Below are 17,510 nucleotides of genomic sequence, written 5' to 3'. Positions count from 1 at the left end.
GACCCGTTACGTTCAGGACCGGACGAAAATGCTGGCGGCCATCAGTCATGATCTGCGCACGCCGATTACCTCGCTGCGCATCCGGGCGGAATTCGTCGAGGATGAAGAAAACCGCAACCGGATCATCAAGACGCTCGACGAGATGCAGCGCATGGTGGAGGCCACGCTGGCGTTTGCCCGGGATGAAGCCAGCGGCGAGCAGCAGAGCCGGGTTGACTTGAGTGAATTCCTCGACGCCATTGTGACGGATTATCAGGATATGGGCCAGCCGGTGCGCCTGGAAGAAAGGCCGCCGGAGGGAAGCGAACGGATCGTCGTGACCTGTCGTCCGCTTGCTGTCAAACGGGCCCTGCGCAACCTGATCGACAATGCTGTACGCTATGGCAAGGAAGCAGATATCGAACTTTCCGACGATGAGCATATGGTCCGGATCGCGATTTCGGATCGTGGTCCGGGCATTCCGGAAGAACGGCTGGACGAGGTCTTCGAACCGTTCCTGCGGCTTGAGGATTCGCGCAGCGAGGAAACGGGTGGCATCGGCCTTGGCCTTGCCATAGCCCGCTCAAATATTCATGCCCATGGCGGCAGGCTGCTGCTGCGGAACCGCGAGGGCGGCGGCCTGACGGCGACGGTCGCCCTGCCCAAGGGCTGACATGCTCAGCGTGAGGGGAGCCTATGGGCTTGGATAAAAACAGATTTTTAAAGGCGTTATGACAGGCATCCGGGATCCAGGAAAAGTCTTGCTGGTGCAGCCTCAGATGGAATCGCTGGACGGGCATGAGCATACGCAGATCAAGGCAGTGCAATGGCTGTTGCCGGACAGTCGGATCCTGGTGGCGACACGCAAGGGTTTCGGTCTCGCCGGACGGATTGAACATTTCGACATCATGCCGGTTCTTCCAAAGGGCGCACGGTTCGGGGCCGAACTGAAGGAGGCGGTCCGGTCGGCCGGGCTGGCATCATCCGATCTCATACTGGCGCCGTCGGCGGGACAGGACGAGATCGAGGCGCTGACGCTCTATTTTGAGCAGCATGCCGACGACGACGCGCCGCAGGCGAAGTTGCGCCTGCTGGGCGCCGATGTCCTTTATGATTTTTCCGATGCCTTTCTTGACCGGTTGCGAACCGTCTGCGCATCCGGACGATTGCAACTCTTTACCGAAACGGAAGAGCTGCAGGCCCATGTCGAAAGCCGGTTCCGGCTGCCGATCGCAGGACAGCTCAACCTGCCGTGCACGATCCTGCCCGACGATCCCGGTATCAAGGCCGGAAAGGCCGGCCCGGATGATGTGATCACCATAGGCGTTCTCGGACGGCAAAGATCCGAGAAGGGAAGCTATCGCATTCCTTCAATCATGAGGCATTTGGGACGCCTGACCGGCCACAGCGGTCGGCGCACAAGGATACGGTTCATCTATCAGGCGGTCGGCACCAAGCGGCTGCGCCGGCTCCTTTTGGAACTGAAGACCCGTTTGCACCGGCTGACCAATCCGGACATCACAATCGATTTTCTGAGCAGCGGCATGCCGGAACAGCGCTTCCGGCGGCTGGTTCTGGACGCCGATATCCTGCTGCTGCCCTACGATGTGACGCGATATCGATATAGCGGGTCCGGTATCATCATGGATGGTGTCTTTGCGCAAAAGCCGATTGTCTGCAGCAGGGGCATGGCGATGAAGAACATCCTCTCGCAAGGCAATTGCGAGCAGGCGACGACCGATGAGGAATTTGCCGAACAACTGCTGACGGTGGCGGAAAACAAGGCACGGTATGAAAAAGGCGCGGCCGCTGCGGCATCCTTCGCCGGCAAGCTGCTGGAGGTATCTGCCGCAAACCTGAGGGTAGGCGGGCCGGCGGCGTCGAACGGATAGGGTTCGCGGATTGCCATATCGCAATCGCTATTTGCCGGATCGTCCCCATGGGTTATTGAACCCTGGGTATCGTTATCCGCGCAGATGGAAATTGCCGTTGGGAAGAAGATTCTGGCCAGACACAGCAAAAGGCATGACGGGCACGATGCTCCACGTCGAACCCCTTCGCTTGCCGCTGTGAGGAAAGCCGACAGAGTTTATGTCCGTATCTATGGCGGGCTGGGTAACCAGATGTTCCAGTATGCCTGCGCGCGCGCCCTTGCGCTGCGCACCGGCAGTGACGTTGTTCTCGATACCCGCGATTTTGTTGCCGGTCCCGGACAGCGCCCCGGGCTCCATCATCTCAATATCGCGGATGCAAAAGTTCCCGAGCGCGATCTGCCGCCGACGAAGAAGCAGCATCTGCGCTACCTGCTTTGGCGCGGACTGCGACTGCCTCCCAGGATCGTGCGCCAGCATGGCAGCGCCTTCGATCCGAAGATTATCGGACTGCCCTCCAATGTCTGGCTCCATGGGTACTGGCAGTCCGAGCGCTTCTTTGCCGATTTCAAGGAGGACATACGGCGCGAGCTTTCGGTGAAAACGCCGCCGGACGAGGCGAATGCACGTGTATTTGACGAGATCATGATCACGCCTTCCGCATCGCTTCACATCCGGCGCGGAGATTATGTCAGCGATCCGAAGGCCCATGCGGTCCACGGCACGTGCTCGCTTGACTATTATGAAAAGGCGGCGGGCCTGATCGCCCGCAAAATGGGACAGGAACCGGTTTTTTACGTGTTTTCCGACGAGCCGGACTGGGCCGCCGCCAACCTGCGCCTCCCATATAAAATGCGGATCGTCAGCCAAAACGGCAGCAGAAACTACGAGGACCTGCGGCTGATGTCGGCCTGCCGCCACCACATCGTTGCCAACAGTTCCTTTTCCTGGTGGGGAGCCTGGCTCAACCCGTCGCCGGAAAAACTGGTGATTGCTCCGGCCCGCTGGTTTGCCGACCCGGCCGCCATTGACGCGGATGTCGTTCCTGACGACTGGGTACGCCTCGAGGCCTGAGGCGCAGCGGCGGCCCTGTTTACCCAATCCGCAATGCACGACTACGAGTTCTTTCCGCGGCCTCGTATATGTGATGTGACCGCCCGTCGTGTTTGCCTGCTTTGCCGATGGTGCGGCTTATTTTTCGACGAAAGCCTTCTCGATCAGGAAGCTTCCGGCATTGGCGCGTGTTCCCTCGGTAAATCCGCGCTGTTCGAAGAAGTTCCGTGTGTCCTCGAGCATTTGAGGACCGCCGCACAGGATGACCCGGTCGGTGTGCTTGTCGATCTGCGGCAGGCCGATATCGTCGAAAAGCTTGCCGCTTTCCATGAGTTCGGTGATGCGGCCATTATGGACGAACGGCTCGCGCGTCACCGTCGGATAGTAGATCAACTGCTCGCGCACCATCTCGCCGAGATACTCGTTGTTCGGCAGTTCCTCGACAATGTAATTCTGATAGGCGAGATCCTTGATGAAACGCACGCCGTGGACAAGGACGATCTTCTCGAAGGATTCGTAGATCGCCGGGTCCTTGATGAGACTGAGGAAGGGCGCAAGTCCCGTTCCGGTTCCAAGAAGGTAGAGGTTTTTGCCGGGCAGCAAATGATCGGTAACGAGGGTTCCGGTGGGCTTTGTGCCGACGAGGATCGACTGTCCTTCCTTCAGATGCTGCAGTCTGGATGTCAGCGGGCCGTCCGGGACCTTGATGCTGAAGAATTCGAGGTTCTCTTCATGGTTTGCGCTGGCCATCGAGTAGGCGCGCAACAGGGGGCGGCCGTCGACCTCGAGCCCCAGCATGGTGAACTCGCCATTGCGGAAACGAAAACCCGCGTCACGGGTCGTCTTGAAACTGAAAAGCGTGTCGTTCCAGTGATGAACCGAAAGAACGGTTTCTTCATTGAAATTCTTCATCTCGTCTCCAGACTCGTTTGATCCGGCACGACAACGTACCGGACCGGGCCACGTCAATGTGCCGACGTCGCGGCCTCAAAATTTCATTTGTCGAGGAGTGTGTCCTCTGCTGCCTTGCCCGATGGCTTCGGTGGCATTGGCGAAAATGGAATGATGCGCCAACAAAGTCGAGCATTGATCATACTAAGCCGACAGCGATTTGCGGAATGAAATTCCATGCTTGAGCCCAAATGCGTCGAAATGCCACCTCTTGGGATCTCATTGGTCGGCGTTTGTGATGCCGCATGCGGACGAGGTTTCTCCGGCAACTGAAAAGAGCCTGCTTGACAAAGCGGTCCGGCATTGGTCTTCTCGAACCATTCACCAGGGGAGTCCCGGCAAGGGGCTGAGAGACTGCTGGCATTCGCGGCGCAGTGACCCTTTGAACCTGATCCAGTTCACGCTGGCGTAGGGACGGTAACAGCGCTTCGGGTCCTGCCCCTCCTTTGGGAAGCGCGTTCAGAAAATCCGCAACCTGCGTCTCTGGATCGTCCGAACAGGTCGATGGAGGCACCGATGTTATTTTCCCGAAACCGGACACGGCACCGTTTCCCGCTCGCGAGGTGGCGGCCATGAGGGTGCTGGTCAAGGGCGCGGGCGTGGCGGGCCTGACCGCAGCCTGGGAATTGTGCCGGCGCGGCGCCTCGGTCGCGGTTGTCGACAAGCTCACGCGGGTGGGCGGAGCGGCCTCCTGGTTCGCCGGAGGCATGCTGGCGCCCTGGTGCGAAGCGGAGACCGCCGGGCAAAGGGTGGTCGAATTCGGAAGTCCGGCTCTGCAATGGTGGCGGGAAACGCTTCCCGAACAGGTTTTTGAAAACGGTACGTTGGTTGTCGCGCAGGCCCGTGACAGGGCCGAGCTCGAACATTTTGCCCGCCGTGCCGGCGGCCATCAGCGCGTCGACGAGGCATCCATCGCCCGGCTGGAGCCGGATCTGGCCGGCCGCTTCACCCACGGCCTGTTTTTCGGATCCGAAGCGCATCTCGATCCACGGTCGGCAATGCAGGAGCTGCAGCGGCGGCTGTCCGAGGCAGGCTGCTCGTTTCATCTCGGCGGGGCCGGGCAGGCCGAGCGCGATTATGACCGGATTGTCGACTGTACGGGTCTATCCGGCAAGCAAAGGGACCTTCGCGGCGTCCGCGGCGAAATGCTGATGCTGCGGGTCGAGGGCCTCGCGCTGTCACGACCGGTTCGGCTCCTGCATCCGCGTATTCCCGTCTATATCGTTCCGCGCGGGAATGGCGTCTTCATGGTCGGGGCGACAATGGTCGAAAGCGCGTCAAGCGGCCCCGCAACCGCGCGATCCGTCATGGAACTGCTTGGCGCGGCCTACGCGCTGCATCCGGCGTTCGGCGAGGCGGTTATCGAAGAAATCGGCGTGGGGGTCCGTCCCGCATTTCCCGACAACTTCCCGCGCGTATCCCGCGAGGGCAAGACCGTCAGCATCAACGGGTTCTACCGTCACGGCTTTCTCCTCGCACCGGCGATGGCGACACGTGCCGCGGATATGGCACTGACCGGAAAGGCGGCCTGACATGGAGACGATCGGCTTGATGATCAACGGATCGCCTGTCGCGGCCAGGGCGCGGCGTCTCGATCTGCTGCTGAGCGAGTTTTCCTATGAGGGCGACTGGCTGGCGACCGCGGTCAATGGCGAACTGGTGCGGCGTGAAGAGCGCGCGGTATGCGCATTGAAAGAGGGCGACCGGATAGAAATCCTGTCGCCCATGCAGGGAGGCTGAGATGTTCGCGGTCTACGGTACAAAACTTCCTTCAAGGCTTATCCTCGGGACGGCGCGGTATCCCTCGCCGGATATTCTGGCGCAGGCTGTCCGGGCCTCGGGCGCTGCGGCGGTGACCGTATCGCTCAGGCGTGAAAACGTCTCCGACGCGCCCGGCAGATCCTCCGGCGACCGCTTCTGGTCGATGATCAAGGCTCTGGACGTTCCGGTGCTGCCCAATACGGCGGGGTGCCACAGTGTCAAAGAGGCGGTGACCACCGCCCACATGGCGCGCGAGATATTCGACACGTCCTGGATAAAACTGGAAGTGATCGGCAATCACGACACCTTGCAGCCGGATGTCTTCGCGCTGGTGGAGGCCGCGCGCATCCTGTGCGCCGACGGATTCCACGTATTTCCCTATACCACCGACGATCTGGTCGTTGCCGACCGTCTGCTCGACGCCGGATGTGAGGTGCTCATGCCCTGGTGCGCGCCCATCGGATCAGCAAAGGGACCGACCGACCCGGATGCCCTGCGCTCCCTGCGCGGCCATTTCCCGGATGTGCCGCTGATTGTCGATGCCGGGATCGGCCGTCCGTCACATGCTGCCTGTGTCATGGAACTCGGTTACGACGCGGTGCTTTTGAACACGGCCGTCGCGCGCGCCGATGACCCTGTTTACATGGCCCGGGCCTTTTCGGGCGCCGTGAAAGCGGGCCGCACGGCATGGCACGCCGGCGTCCTGGAGCCCCGGGACACCGCCGTGCCGTCGACACCGGTCATCGGCATGGCGGCATTCTCATGAGGCTCGATCCGTTCTACCTCATCGTCGACAGCGCCGCGTGGATCGCGCGGCTGGTGCCGTTGGGCGTCCGGCTGGTGCAGCTTCGCATGAAGGGCAAGCCCGAGGCGGGCATGCGCCGCGATATCGCGGCGGCCAAGAGCATCTGCACCGAACATGGCTGTCAGTTGATCCTCAACGACTACTGGCGGCTTGCCATCGAGGAAGACTGCGATTTCATTCATCTCGGTCAGGGCGACCTCGCCGATGCGGATCTATCCGCCATCCGGGCCGCCGGTATTCGCTTCGGAATCAGCACGCATGACAGCAGCGAACTGCACACGGCGCTCGCCGCCGAACCGGATTACGTGGCGCTGGGGCCGGTTTATGAGACCCGGCTGAAGAAGATGCCATGGCGCCCGCAGGGTTGCGACCGGGTGCGAAAATGGAAACAGCGCATAGGAGAGATGCCGCTGGTGGCGATCGGCGGGCTCGATCCGTCGCGTCTGCCGGGCGTTTTTGAAGCCGGTGCGGATATCGCCGCCGTCGTCACGGACATCACGCTGAATGACGATCCCGAGGCACGCACGCGGCAATGGATCAGGACGACGCGGCAATGGCGCGAAGATGCGCCCTAACGCCTGCCAAGCAGAGCCGAGAACCGCTGCGGTCCGATGTTCGAGCCGCAGGCGAGGATGCACACGGTCCGTCCGCACAGCGATTCGCGCAATGGTCCCGTCGCCGCCGCCAGCGCCGCCGCACAGGCCGGTTCCGCGATGATCTTCAGGCCGTCGCGCATCAATGCCATGGCCTCCAGCATCGCGCCGTCATCGATCCGCACCATGCGGCTGACAAAACGGCGTGCGATGTCAAAGGAGTAGGGGAGCGCGGTGGGCGCTCCGAGGCTGTCCGCAATTGTATCGATGGCACCGATACGCACCGGTTCGCCGCGCTCGAAGCTCTGCGAGAGGCTGTCGGCGCCATGGGGTTCGACACCGATAATTTCGCAATCCGGCTTTTGCTGCCCGATGGCGGCCGCGACGCCGCCGATAAGCCCGCCACCGCCGACCGCGACGACCATGCAATCGATATCGGGAAGAACTTCCACGATTTCCGCGCCGAGCGTCGCCGCGCCGAGTGTCATGTGCTGGCCTTCGAACGGATGCATGACCGTCAGGCCCTCGGCTTCGGCGTCCCGGTTCATGACCTCGAAAGCGGTGGCGATATCGCCGACAAGCACAACCTCGGCCCCCATCGATCTGCACCCGTCGACACGCAGCGGATCCGTGGCCTCGGGCATGATCAGCCGCGCGCTTACATTGTTTTGAGCCGCTGCCCAGGCGACGGCGAGCGCATGGTTGCCGCCGCTTGCCGCGATGACCCCGGCCGCACGCTGATCCGGGCTGAGCCGCTCAATGCCGAGCAGGTTTCCGCGCGCCTTGAACGATCCGGCATGCTGAAACAGCTCAAGCTTGATCCACGCCGACGTCTTATCTCCGATCAGGCCGGCAAGCGGCTGTTGCCGGATGGGTATCAATGGTGTGCGTATGATACGGCCTTCCAGCGCGGCACGCGCTTTGCGGATCGAACTGAGTGATATGTCAGGAGAGTTCATAGTCGGACTTTGGCGGAAAGCGAATTTGCCTGCCTAGAGAGCATCTTACGGACTTTTGTGCAACGGATTTCGGATGGGTGAAGCCCGGGGACAATGCGGGCAGTTCCGGTTAGACTGAGGGCGGCTCGATTCCAGCCGGATAAGGAGATGACCAGTGCCTGCAAAAATTCTCGGCCTTCGCACGACAATCTACAAGGTTCCGGACCTTCAGGAAGCAAAACGCTGGTACAGCGAAGCCTTCGCAACGGTGCCTTATTTCGATGAACCGTTTTATGTCGGCTTCAATATTGCCGGTTACGAACTCGGGCTTTTGGCGGACGACACGGCGGCGTCCGACAAATCGGCCAATGTGATGACCTATTGGGGCGTCGAAGATGCGGCGGAAGCGGTCGCCCATTTCCGCGCCCTCGGGGCAGAGCTCATTGAAGAGCCCACCACTGTCGGAGGCGAGATCGTGGTCGCGGCGGTCGCGGATCCATGGGGCAACGCGGTCGGCCTGATTTACAATCCGGACTTCAAGCTGCCCTGACGTGTTCCCGGCATCAGAAAAAGCGACTGGTCGTCCGCGCTGGCAGGCCGGCGCGCGGAAATCCAGACGATCTTGGAGGTTACCGCCCGCCATGCGGCCGCGCTGCGAAATCCGCCGCGATCGTTTCCAGGAAGGAAACCGCGTTTGCAACGCCATCTTCTGCGCGCAGCGCCTTGCCGATTTCCTCGGCACGGTCACGTATCCTCTCGTTGAAGACCAACTGGTCGAGCGCATTGGCGAGACTGTCGGCGGTCAGCGTCTTTTGCATGATCGGCCTCGGCCCGGCGCCAAGGCCGTGCACCGTCCGTCCCCAGAAGGGCTGGTCGCCGAAAAACGGGCAGATCATTGTCGGCCTGCCGGCTCTGAGCCCCGCCGCCGTGCTGCCGGCGCCGCCGTGATGAACGACACCGACAACCTGGGGGAAAAGCCAGTCATGCGGCACATCGTCGATCATGAACACCGATTCCGGCAGCTCTTGCGCATCAAGACCGCCCCAGCCGCGCGCCAGAATGCCGCGATGGCCCGACCTTCTCAGCGCCTCGATGACCATGGCGCCGAGCCGCGCGGGATTGCGCCCGGAGATCGAACCGAAGCCGATATAGATGGGCGGTGGCCCTTCGGCGAGAAAGGAGACGAGACCGGCCGGCGGCGTCCAGCCATCGCGGGCGCCAAGGAACCAGTAGCCTGATATGACGGCCGTGTCCGGCCAGTCCGAGGGGCGCGGCAGCACGTGTTCGCTGACCGCATGCAGTGCCGGGACCGGTTTGCCGTTCCGGTCTTCCAGATAGTCGACATTGTTGCGCCGGACGGGTGCCCCGTTGCGCTCGCGCCACGCACGCACATCCTTGTTGGCGGAAACCTTGATGAGCGCATTGACGATTTTGTAGCCAAGCCGGTTGGACCAGCCGCCAAGCCCGAAATCCGGAAATCCGACGCAAGGGAATTCGGCGGTCGGGACAATCATCGGGATGGGCGTTGCAAGCACTGCCGGGATGTTCAGTTTTTCACCGATGGACGGACCGAGCAGCGCCTTCGGATGGAAACAGACGAGATCCGGTCGGGTCTCTTCCGCGACCGCGCCGCTGTCTTCTATCGCCTCGCGTTTCAACGGGCCCGTCTGGCGCGCCATCCGGATCATCGCGGCGACGGTGCGGAAGATATTCGTCGTATCCTCCATCAGCGCCTTGCCCTGATCGGAATCGATGATTTTCATCATGTTGTCGCTGATATAGCCGTAGGCAAGCCCGTGCTCCTCGACGAAGCCGCGGAAGCGTTCGCAGGTTGCCAGCGTCACATCATGCCCGGCCGCCTTCAGCCCTTTGCCGAGTGCCACATAGGGCTGCACGTCGCCGCGCGAACCGATCGTCAGAATGAGAACTTTCATGTCCGCGCCCCCGTCATGCGTGCAAGGCACGTATGTATCAGGGCCGGCGGGTTCAAGCCAATTCAGTGCAACTGGATCAATGGCGATGCGAGCACCGGTTTCGGGTGACGCTCCATTTCGACAATGTCTTGACGCGCTCAGTCGATGTTGAAGGTCTTGATGAGGCCGGCGATCTGCGCAGTATCCAGCGTGGCCGCCCGGCGCCCCGTCAGCGTGATGGCGAGCCGGGCGGTTTCCTCCAGCCCCTCCATGGCATAAACCGCCTTTTCAAGCGTGCGGGCGGAAACGACAGGCCCGTGATACGGGTTATGCACGGCCGGAACGCCGGTATATTGCGTGGCCCGCATGCCGTGCCGGGCAAGCGTGTTCGCAATATCGCTGGAGCCGGTGAAATCGTCGCCGATACAGCCAAGAAGCGTCGGTCAAATCTCGATGGATGTGTGTGGGCCGACATCCAGACGCCAGACGAAACCCGTATTGTCCGGAGCCGGAAAATGTTTCGTCACCAGCGGGTCGTGCCCAGGAATGACGAGGTCGCGGTGGCTGGCGAGGGATTGAATGACCTGCCAGCCATTGTGCATATCGGCGACGCTGTCGACGATGGGGAACGGTTTTCCGCTGATGAAATTCTCGTAATAGTGGGACGCGTCGGAGGCGAGACACAGATAGCCCGAAGCGGTTTTGATCCGGACGGACTGCAGGCCGCGCGAGTGGCCGCCGACATGGTGCAGGGTGATGCCCGGCGCGACCATGCCCTCGCCATCGTGAAAGATGACCCGGCCTGAATAGACGTGCCGGACCATCCGGCACACATGGTCCGCCGTATAGGGCATGCGCAATGCGTCGTGACACATGCACGGCCCGGTCGCGAAGGCCATTTCCACCGACTGAAGGTGAAAGACGGCGTTCGGAAATTCATCGAGACCGCCGGCGTGGTCGTAGTGCAGATGGGTGATGATGACCGTGTCGATATCCCCGGGCCGGATACCGATCGCCTTCAATGCCTCGACCGGGTGGCGCAGGACAGGCCGGCCCCGCCGTTTCGCTTCCTCCGCATCGTAGCCGGTATCGATGAGAATGGTCCGCCCGCCGCTGCGTGCAACCCAGATGAAGTAATCCATGTCGTGCGGGCTGGCATGATCGTCGTCGAAGATGAAGCTGTCCGCGCGTGTGCGGGTGTTGCGCTCGGCATATTTGAGCGCGAAGACCTGCCAGATGTCGTCGCTCATGTGACCGACCCGTAGGTGATGACGCTCTTATCGGCGATCATGTCCGCGGAAATGGCCGCGAATTCCTTGAAGTGAGCTGTTTGCTGATGGACCTCAAAAGCCGCTTCATCGTCGTAGATTTCATAAAGAAAAACCTCGTGAGGACGGTTCTCATCGGTGCACACGTCGAATTGCCGGCATCCCGGTTCCAGTTCCTTTGACGCCCGCGCATTTGTTATCATGGCCACCAGAAAACCGTTCCAGTGCTCCGGTTTGATTCGGAAGGTTACAACGACGGCGAACATCAGGCTGCGGTCTCCTTGTTGCGCTTGAGACGCGCAAAACGGCGTCTGACAAACGGAAGCTGGCTCATTATGAGTAGAACGTTCAGCGTCAGCAATATGGCCGCGCCCGGCCGGCTGAAAAAGACCGACGGATCCCCGTCCGAGATCAGCAGGGATCGCCGGAAGGTTTCATCGAACAGGCCACCCAGGATGGCCCCGATGACGAGCGGCGCAATCGGATATTTCATGACGTTCATCGCATAGGCAAAAAGACCGACGCAGATCATCAGGAAGAGATCGTTGACGCCGCCGCCCACCGAGAACGAACCGATGGTCGTCAGCACCATGACCACGGGGAGGAAGACGGTCTGCGGGATACGCAGGATCATGATGAAGATGCGGGCGGTGAAAAGACCCATAATGAACATGGTCAGCGATGCCATGACGAGAATTGCCACAACCCTCAGGATCAGCGCCGGGTCGATCATCGGGCCCGGAATGACATTATTGATCTTCAGCGCGCCAAGCAGTGCGGCGGCGGGGGGCGAACCCGGTATGCCGAGCACCAGAAGCGGAATGAGCGCGCCGCCGACCGCGGCGTTGTTGGCAGCTTCCGCCGAGATCAGGCCGTCGATCGACCCACGTCCGAATTTCGACCCCTCGTTGGACGAGGCCTTGCCGACACCATAGGACACCCATCCCGCGACATCTTCGCCGACACCGGGCAGGGCGCCGACGCCGGTGCCGATCGCGCCGGACCGGGAGATGCCCGGCAGGCGGCGCAGGACTTCGCCGAATTTCGGCACGATCCTGCCGACCTGCGGCATCCGTGCGGTCATCGTGGTCGCCCGCAACCCGTCCATGATCTGCGGGATGGCGAACGCGCCCATCAGGACCGGCACGATCTGGAAGCCAGACAGCAGGTAGGACCAGCCGAACGTATAGCGGTCTTCCGAAAGGATCGGGTCGAGCCCGACCATGGCCATTGCCAGACCGATGAGGCCGGCGATCCATCCCTTGATGACCAGGTCCTGGCTCATCAGCGTGCCCGAAAGCAGGATGCCGAACAGCGCCAGCAGCGCCTTTTCCGGCGAGGCGATGTTCTGCGACATAAGAAGCAGCACCCAGACGAAAATCAGCAGGCAGACCGTGCCGAACAGCGTTCCGATAAAGGATGCCGTTGTGGTGATGCCGAGCGCTTCGCCGCCGCGGCCGCTCCTGGTCAGCGGATACCCGTCCATCGCGGTCGCCGCCGATGCGGCGGTGCCGGGTATGTTCAGCAATATGGACGGGTAGGAGCCGCCATAGATGGCGCCGACATAGGCGCCGATAAGAGCGATCAGCGATTGTTCGACCGGGAACTTGTTGCTGAAGAAGCCGGTGAGGATCGTTACCGCCAGCGTTGCGGTGAGGCCGGGCAGGGCCCCGAAGCAGATGCCGAGAAAGACCGACGCGATGAGATAGACATAGGTGACCGGATCTGTCGCGAGCGCGGCGAGCGCCATCCAGAAGCCGGCGATCTGTGTGGTGACGAACTCCATCTCAGCCGCCGCTCCAGAACGGCCTGAGGGTCACATAGTAGTGATACTCGATCTTGGAGAAGATCAGCCCTTGCCGGTTCGGCACGTTCTGGCGGAAACCGAATGCCATGGCGATCACGAGCAGCAGCGGTGTCAGGACCGCGATGACCGGCGTTATGCGCACGACCCGGTCCATTATGCCGAGGCGTCGTGACAGGACGAACATCAGGCCCGTGAGGACAAGAAATGCAACGATGACGACAATGTCGTCATCATGCGGCTTCGTCCACTGGTCGCGCGGGAAACGGACGATCAGCGCATAGGCCGACGGCAGAACAGCTGCCAGCGTCGAAAGCCGCATGGCGATGCGGTTGCCGGAATGAAATCCCCAGATCAAAGCGGTGATGAGAAGCGCCGAGCAGGCAATGAAATCGGTGCGCGGGACAAGGGCAAAGATGTAGGCGCAAAGGATCAGCGTGACGCAGAACAGCCTTTCGGCTTCGGCTTTGGTAAAGCCCATGGCGCGGGCGCTCAGCGCGCCGGCCATGCCGCCGTCCTTGACGGCAACGGCCAGCAGAACGAGCGCAAGCAGGAAGAGCGCGGAGAAAATTCCGAACGGGACGAGCGCCGCTGAGTTGAACCAGGCGCCCTGAACGCCGGCCGCGTCAGCTTTGAAAAACGGAATGAGACTTGTCTGATAAAGAAAGAAGGCACTGACGACGATGAGTAAGATCGACGTCCAGAAATCGCGCCTGCGCATGACGGTCCGGTCGGTCAAAGACTGATCCCCGCATTTACGAACCGCTCCGGCGAAGTCTTCCTCGCCGGAGCGACCGTTTGAATGGTTCCGTGACCTTTATATCAGGGCTTCGGAATATCCAGCGTTGACGGATCGACCTTCGCTGCGCCGAGGTCCCAAAGGGTCCAGGCAAATGTGCTTTCCAGCTTGTCGAAGATTGCCGTTGCGTCCGCACCGGATTGTCCGCCGATATCGTAATTGTTGGCGGCGGCCCATTCCGCGACGACATCGGACGCGATCGCCTTGTCGAAGGCCTCGGTCAGCCTGGCTTTCACGTCGTCGGGAGCCGAGGAATGCACGGCAAATCCGATGGCCTGCTTGAGCGGCAGATATTTGTCGAGCCCGTCATACATGGAAAAGGCCGACTGGATCTTCTGGCCGTTGAACTCGGCGTCTTCCGGCGTCAGCATGGCAAGCGGCTTCAACTGGCCGCCGGCAATGAGCGGAGCCTGTTCGGCCAGCGACGTGACCACCAGATCCACTTCGCCGGCAACAGCGGCTTCCTGACCCGGCGCCGATCCCTTGTAGGGCACGAATTTGAATTTCGCGCCGGTGCCGTTTTCGATGGCAAGCAGATTGAGGTGATGGATAGAGCCGGAGCCGGATGCGGCTGCGGGAATGGTTCCGGGCGCGGCTTTTGCGGCATCCACCAGTTCCTGGAGCGTATTGTACGGGCTGCTGGCCGGAACCGAGATGAGATCAGGCGAGCCGCCGACAATGAACGGGTGCCAGTAATTGAAACGTCTGTCCCAACCGCCCTGTACGGCGGCGGTCACGTTCGACTCCGAAAGACCGACAAGCGTATAGCCGTCGTCGGGCTGGTTCATGACATAAGTCATGCCGTTGGAGCCGGCGACGCCCCCCGTCTGGTTGATCACGGCAATGCTGACAGGCAGATGTTTTTCCATCTCCGCCATGATCATTCTGTTGATGCTGTCGGTGCCGCCGCCGGCGCCCCAGACGACGGCCGTGGTGATATCTCTGAACGGATATTCCTGTGCGGCAGCCGGTGCTGCGACAACGGAGGCTGTGAGCGCGGCCGCCAATCCAATTGAAGTTACAAGGTTTTTCATGCTTCCTCCCAAGCCGGTGTTGCGATGCATAATTTTACGTATACACTAATAAATGCATTGTCAACAACAGCTGTTGCCGCTATCAACAAGGTCGCGCCGCTGTCGGCTCACAAAAAGAACATCGGGAACTGTCCATGAAATCTTCGTTTGAGATCGCCGTGTTTGAGGGCGACGGTATCGGTCCGGAAATCATGAAGCCCACCCTGGAGCTTCTGGACCGGATTGCCGGGCGACACGGCCTCACGCTTCGCTTCAACGCGGTGCCGGCGGGCGCGGCGCACTATGCGAAAACCGGCGAAGCGCTTCCGCCGGCATCGTTGCAGGCAGCGCGCAGCGCCGATGCGATCCTGCTCGGTGCCATGGGGCTGCCGGACGTGCGCTACAAGGACGGCACGGAGGTTTCACCGCAGATCGACCTGCGCAAGGAACTTGATCTTTATGCCGGGGTTCGGCCTGTCACGCTTGCCGAGGGGCAAAACTCCCCGATCGCCGGGGCAAAGGGCAGGCGGGTCGATTTTGTTCTCATACGCGAGAGCACGGAGGGTCTGTTCTGGTCGCTGGGAAAGGGCGAGATCAGTGAGGACGAGGCCCGCGAAACGCTCGTCATCACCCGCAAGACATCGGAGAAACTCTTCCGCTTTGCCTTTAATCTTGCCGCGCAAAGGCGGGCCGATGGCCGGGGCCGGGGACATGTTACTTGCGTGGACAAGGCGAATGTCTTTCGCGCATTCGCGTTTTTTCGCTCGATTTTTAACGAGGAGGCTGGGCGGCGCGCCGATATCGAAGCCGACCACGCCTATGTCGACGCCATGGCGCTGCGCATGGTTCAGGCACCGTGGGATCTTGACGTGCTTGTCACCGAGAACATGTTCGGTGACATTCTTTCCGATCTTGGAGCGGGCCTGATGGGCGGGCTCGGGCTTGCTCCATCGGCCGATATAGGCGACCGCCATGCCGTCTTCCAGCCCTGTCACGGCTCGGCACCGGATATTGCCGGCAAGGGTGTGGCCAATCCGTTCGCCATGATCCTGTCCGCTGCTATGATGCTGGAATGGCTGGGCCATCAAAACGAAACCGCAGCGGCGGTCGAGGCCGGCAGCGCGCTGCGGCGTTCCGTCGATGAAGCCCTTTCCCGATCGCTGGCCTTGACGCGCGATCTTGGTGGCGACGCCTCGACGGATGAGGCGGGAGCGGCCGTGGTGACGATGCTGGAGGATATGGCCGCATGACCTTCAAGAGCCCGGTAAAGGTCGTCTGTCAGGGCGCCGGCTATTTCAGCCGTTTTCATTACGATGCCTGGCAGCGTATTGCCGATGCGCTGCCGGTTGCGTCTGTGAACCGGGATATCGAAAAGGCAAGAGCGACCGGCCTTGCGGCCTATGACAATCTCGAGCGGGCGCTTGATGAGCACGCGCCGGATGTGCTGGACATCATCACGCCGCCGGAAACGCATCTGGACACCATAAGGCGGGCGATCGCCAAAGGTGTTCCGGTCATCATCTGCCAAAAACCGTTTTGCCGCGATCTGGAAGAGGCGAAACAGGCCGTGGCGATGGCGCGGGAGGCGGGTACGATCCTTGTCGTTCATGAGAATTTCCGCTTCCAGCCCTGGTATCGGATCATGCGCCGGGAAATCGAAAACGGGCGGATCGGCGCTCTGATGCAGCTGACATTCCGCTTGCGGACCGGGGACGGGCAGGGGAAAAGCGCCTATCTGGACCGTCAGCCATACTTTCAGACCATGCCGCGCCTGCTGATCCACGAGACCGGCGTCCACTTTATCGATGTGTTCCGATACATGCTCGGCGAGCCGGATACTATCTATGCCGATCTGCGCCGGCACAATCCGGTGATTGCCGGCGAGGACGCCGGCCACTTCATCATGGGCTTTGCCGACGGCGCCCGTGCCGTGTTCGACGGCAACCGGCTCCTGGACCACAATGCCGAAAATCATCGCGTGACGCTCGGCGAAGCGGCGGCCGAGGGCACCGACGGCGTATTAAGTCTCGATGGGAGCGGCACCGTCCGCTTCCGGCGATTCGGGGCCCGGGATGAGGAGGTGCTGCTGGAAACCCAAGACTATCAAGGATTTGGCGGCGATTGCGTCCACGCGCTGCAAAAACATGTTATCGAAGGGCTTGTAAACGGCACGCCGATCGAGAACCTGGCCGAGGATTACCTCAAGAACGTTCGGTTGGTGGAGGCGGTTTACCGATCGGACGAAACCGGAGCACGGATCAGCCTTTAACAATGCAGCGGACCGTCCAGACAGGCGCTCAGGAGCCGAAACCGCAATCGCAGACACAGCGTGCCGTGTCTGAATTGAAGCGTATGATCGTCTCCAGCGAACTGCCCGCCGGCTCCAGCTATCTCGAGACCGAACTTGCTGAAATGCTCGGCATGTCGCGCACGCCGGTGCGCGAGGCAACGCTGATGCTGGAGGCGCAGGGGCTTGTCGAGGTGCGGCCGCGCCGGGGTGTCCGGATCCTGTCGATTTCGCCTGACGACATGGAGGAAATCTATCAGATCCTGACCGAACTGGAGTGTCTCGCGGCCGAGCGTGTCGCCGAACTCTGCGATGACCCGAAGATGCTCGAGCCCTTACGCGAGGCCTCGCGGCGCATGGAAGCCGCCCTGGAAGCCGATAACCGCGAGGCCTGGGCGAAAGCCGATGAGGACTTCCACAGCAGACTGCTGGATCTTTCGGGCAGCGAGCGTCTGAAATCGGTCATCGCCAACTT

The 17,510-nt window shown here is 61.3% G+C and carries 20 protein-coding genes and 1 riboswitch; of the genes, 11 read left to right on the top strand and 9 right to left on the bottom strand.

The genetic code is table 11. From position 1 onward, the window contains the following. The 3 genes from AC5E6N_RS10075 to AC5E6N_RS10065 form a co-directional block, all read left to right on the top strand. Positions 1-652: sensor histidine kinase (locus AC5E6N_RS10075; protein WP_491747697.1), on the top strand; the 652-nt coding region annotated here is incomplete at its 5' end. A gap of 88 nt (positions 653-740) precedes the next feature. Then, entirely contained in the window at positions 741-1,871 is a 1,131-nt protein-coding gene (locus tag AC5E6N_RS10070) for a hypothetical protein (protein WP_491747696.1), read from the top strand. A 231-nt stretch (positions 1,872-2,102) separates the two neighbouring features. Beyond that, positions 2,103-2,924, top strand: a complete 822-nt coding sequence (locus tag AC5E6N_RS10065; RefSeq protein WP_491747695.1) for an alpha-1,2-fucosyltransferase — start codon at positions 2,103-2,105, stop codon at positions 2,922-2,924. Positions 2,925-3,041: 117 nt separating this feature from the next. On the opposite strand, the gene AC5E6N_RS10060 is transcribed toward AC5E6N_RS10065, so the two are convergent. Beyond that, the gene (locus tag AC5E6N_RS10060; protein WP_491747694.1) at positions 3,042-3,815 is read right to left on the bottom strand and encodes a ferredoxin--NADP reductase; all 774 of its coding nucleotides are present in this window, start codon (positions 3,813-3,815) and stop codon (positions 3,042-3,044) included. A 355-nt stretch (positions 3,816-4,170) separates the two neighbouring features. Continuing rightward, positions 4,171-4,287: riboswitch (TPP riboswitch) on the top strand. Positions 4,288-4,426: 139 nt separating this feature from the next. Here AC5E6N_RS10060 and thiO point away from each other — a divergent pair. The 4 genes from thiO to AC5E6N_RS10040 are packed head-to-tail and all read left to right on the top strand — an operon-like array spanning position 4,427 to position 6,995. Further along, complete coding sequence (gene thiO, locus AC5E6N_RS10055; protein ID WP_491747693.1) at positions 4,427-5,386, top strand: glycine oxidase ThiO; 960 nt, start codon at positions 4,427-4,429, stop codon at positions 5,384-5,386. Positions 5,387-5,396: 10 nt separating this feature from the next. Beyond that, complete coding sequence (gene thiS, locus AC5E6N_RS10050) at positions 5,397-5,594, top strand: sulfur carrier protein ThiS (RefSeq protein ID WP_491747701.1); 198 nt, start codon at positions 5,397-5,399, stop codon at positions 5,592-5,594. 1 nt (position 5,595) lies between these two features. Then, on the top strand, positions 5,596-6,381 hold the full coding sequence (locus tag AC5E6N_RS10045) for a thiazole synthase (RefSeq protein WP_491690935.1): 786 nt from the start codon (positions 5,596-5,598) through the stop codon (positions 6,379-6,381). Continuing rightward, entirely contained in the window at positions 6,378-6,995 is a 618-nt protein-coding gene (locus AC5E6N_RS10040) for a thiamine phosphate synthase (protein ID WP_491747692.1), read from the top strand. Before AC5E6N_RS10045 ends, AC5E6N_RS10040 begins: the two co-directional genes overlap by 4 nt. Here the strand turns inward: AC5E6N_RS10040 and AC5E6N_RS10035 are convergent. After that, positions 6,992-7,972, bottom strand: a complete 981-nt coding sequence (locus AC5E6N_RS10035) for a threonine ammonia-lyase (protein ID WP_491747691.1) — start codon at positions 7,970-7,972, stop codon at positions 6,992-6,994. The genes AC5E6N_RS10040 and AC5E6N_RS10035 overlap by 4 nt on opposite strands. A gap of 154 nt (positions 7,973-8,126) precedes the next feature. Here AC5E6N_RS10035 and AC5E6N_RS10030 point away from each other — a divergent pair, with 154 nt between their 5' ends. Next, a complete protein-coding gene (locus tag AC5E6N_RS10030) occupies positions 8,127-8,501 on the top strand; it encodes a VOC family protein (protein WP_491747690.1) in 375 nt (124 codons plus the stop codon). Positions 8,502-8,580: 79 nt separating this feature from the next. Here the strand turns inward: AC5E6N_RS10030 and AC5E6N_RS10025 are convergent, their stop codons facing one another. The 7 genes from AC5E6N_RS10025 to AC5E6N_RS09995 all read right to left on the bottom strand — a co-directional run bounded on the left by AC5E6N_RS10025 (position 8,581) and on the right by AC5E6N_RS09995 (position 14,769). After that, positions 8,581-9,885 carry a glycosyltransferase gene (locus AC5E6N_RS10025; RefSeq protein WP_491747689.1) on the bottom strand — a complete coding sequence of 435 codons (1,305 nt, stop codon included), beginning with the start codon at positions 9,883-9,885 and terminating at the stop codon, positions 8,581-8,583. Between the two features lie 137 nt (positions 9,886-10,022). Further along, positions 10,023-10,289 (bottom strand): four-carbon acid sugar kinase family protein, encoded by a 267-nt coding sequence (locus tag AC5E6N_RS10020; protein WP_491747700.1) that lies wholly within the window; start codon positions 10,287-10,289, stop codon positions 10,023-10,025. An 18-nt stretch (positions 10,290-10,307) separates the two neighbouring features. Next, complete coding sequence (locus AC5E6N_RS10015; RefSeq protein ID WP_491747688.1) at positions 10,308-11,114, bottom strand: N-acyl homoserine lactonase family protein; 807 nt, start codon at positions 11,112-11,114, stop codon at positions 10,308-10,310. Then, positions 11,111-11,398, bottom strand: coding sequence for a putative quinol monooxygenase (locus AC5E6N_RS10010; RefSeq protein WP_491690942.1), 288 nt, complete (start codon positions 11,396-11,398; stop codon positions 11,111-11,113). The genes AC5E6N_RS10015 and AC5E6N_RS10010 overlap by 4 nt, the downstream gene beginning before the upstream one ends. Beyond that, positions 11,398-12,918: a tripartite tricarboxylate transporter permease gene (locus tag AC5E6N_RS10005; RefSeq protein ID WP_491747687.1), complete on the bottom strand. Its 1,521-nt coding sequence runs from the start codon at positions 12,916-12,918 to the stop codon at positions 11,398-11,400. The genes AC5E6N_RS10010 and AC5E6N_RS10005 overlap by 1 nt, the downstream gene beginning before the upstream one ends. A gap of 1 nt (position 12,919) precedes the next feature. Then, the gene (locus AC5E6N_RS10000; protein ID WP_491747686.1) at positions 12,920-13,675 is read right to left on the bottom strand and encodes a hypothetical protein; all 756 of its coding nucleotides are present in this window, start codon (positions 13,673-13,675) and stop codon (positions 12,920-12,922) included. A gap of 83 nt (positions 13,676-13,758) precedes the next feature. Next, a complete protein-coding gene (locus AC5E6N_RS09995; protein WP_491747685.1) occupies positions 13,759-14,769 on the bottom strand; it encodes a Bug family tripartite tricarboxylate transporter substrate binding protein in 1,011 nt (336 codons plus the stop codon). A gap of 128 nt (positions 14,770-14,897) precedes the next feature. On the opposite strand from AC5E6N_RS09995, the gene AC5E6N_RS09990 reads away from it, so the two are divergent. The 3 genes from AC5E6N_RS09990 to AC5E6N_RS09980 all read left to right on the top strand — a co-directional run. Next, positions 14,898-15,998, top strand: coding sequence for an isocitrate/isopropylmalate dehydrogenase family protein (locus AC5E6N_RS09990; protein ID WP_491747699.1), 1,101 nt, complete (start codon positions 14,898-14,900; stop codon positions 15,996-15,998). Further along, positions 15,995-17,017 carry a Gfo/Idh/MocA family protein gene (locus AC5E6N_RS09985; RefSeq protein WP_491747684.1) on the top strand — a complete coding sequence of 341 codons (1,023 nt, stop codon included), beginning with the start codon at positions 15,995-15,997 and terminating at the stop codon, positions 17,015-17,017. The genes AC5E6N_RS09990 and AC5E6N_RS09985 overlap by 4 nt, the downstream gene beginning before the upstream one ends. A gap of 2 nt (positions 17,018-17,019) precedes the next feature. Next, positions 17,020-17,510, top strand: a 491-nt coding sequence (locus AC5E6N_RS09980) for a GntR family transcriptional regulator (RefSeq protein ID WP_491747683.1), incomplete at its 3' end; no start/stop codon positions are given.

Source organism: Hoeflea sp. (assembly GCF_984452065.1).
The sequence above is the reverse complement of the archived record's forward strand: the minus strand, read 5'-3'. Positions and strand labels throughout refer to the sequence as shown.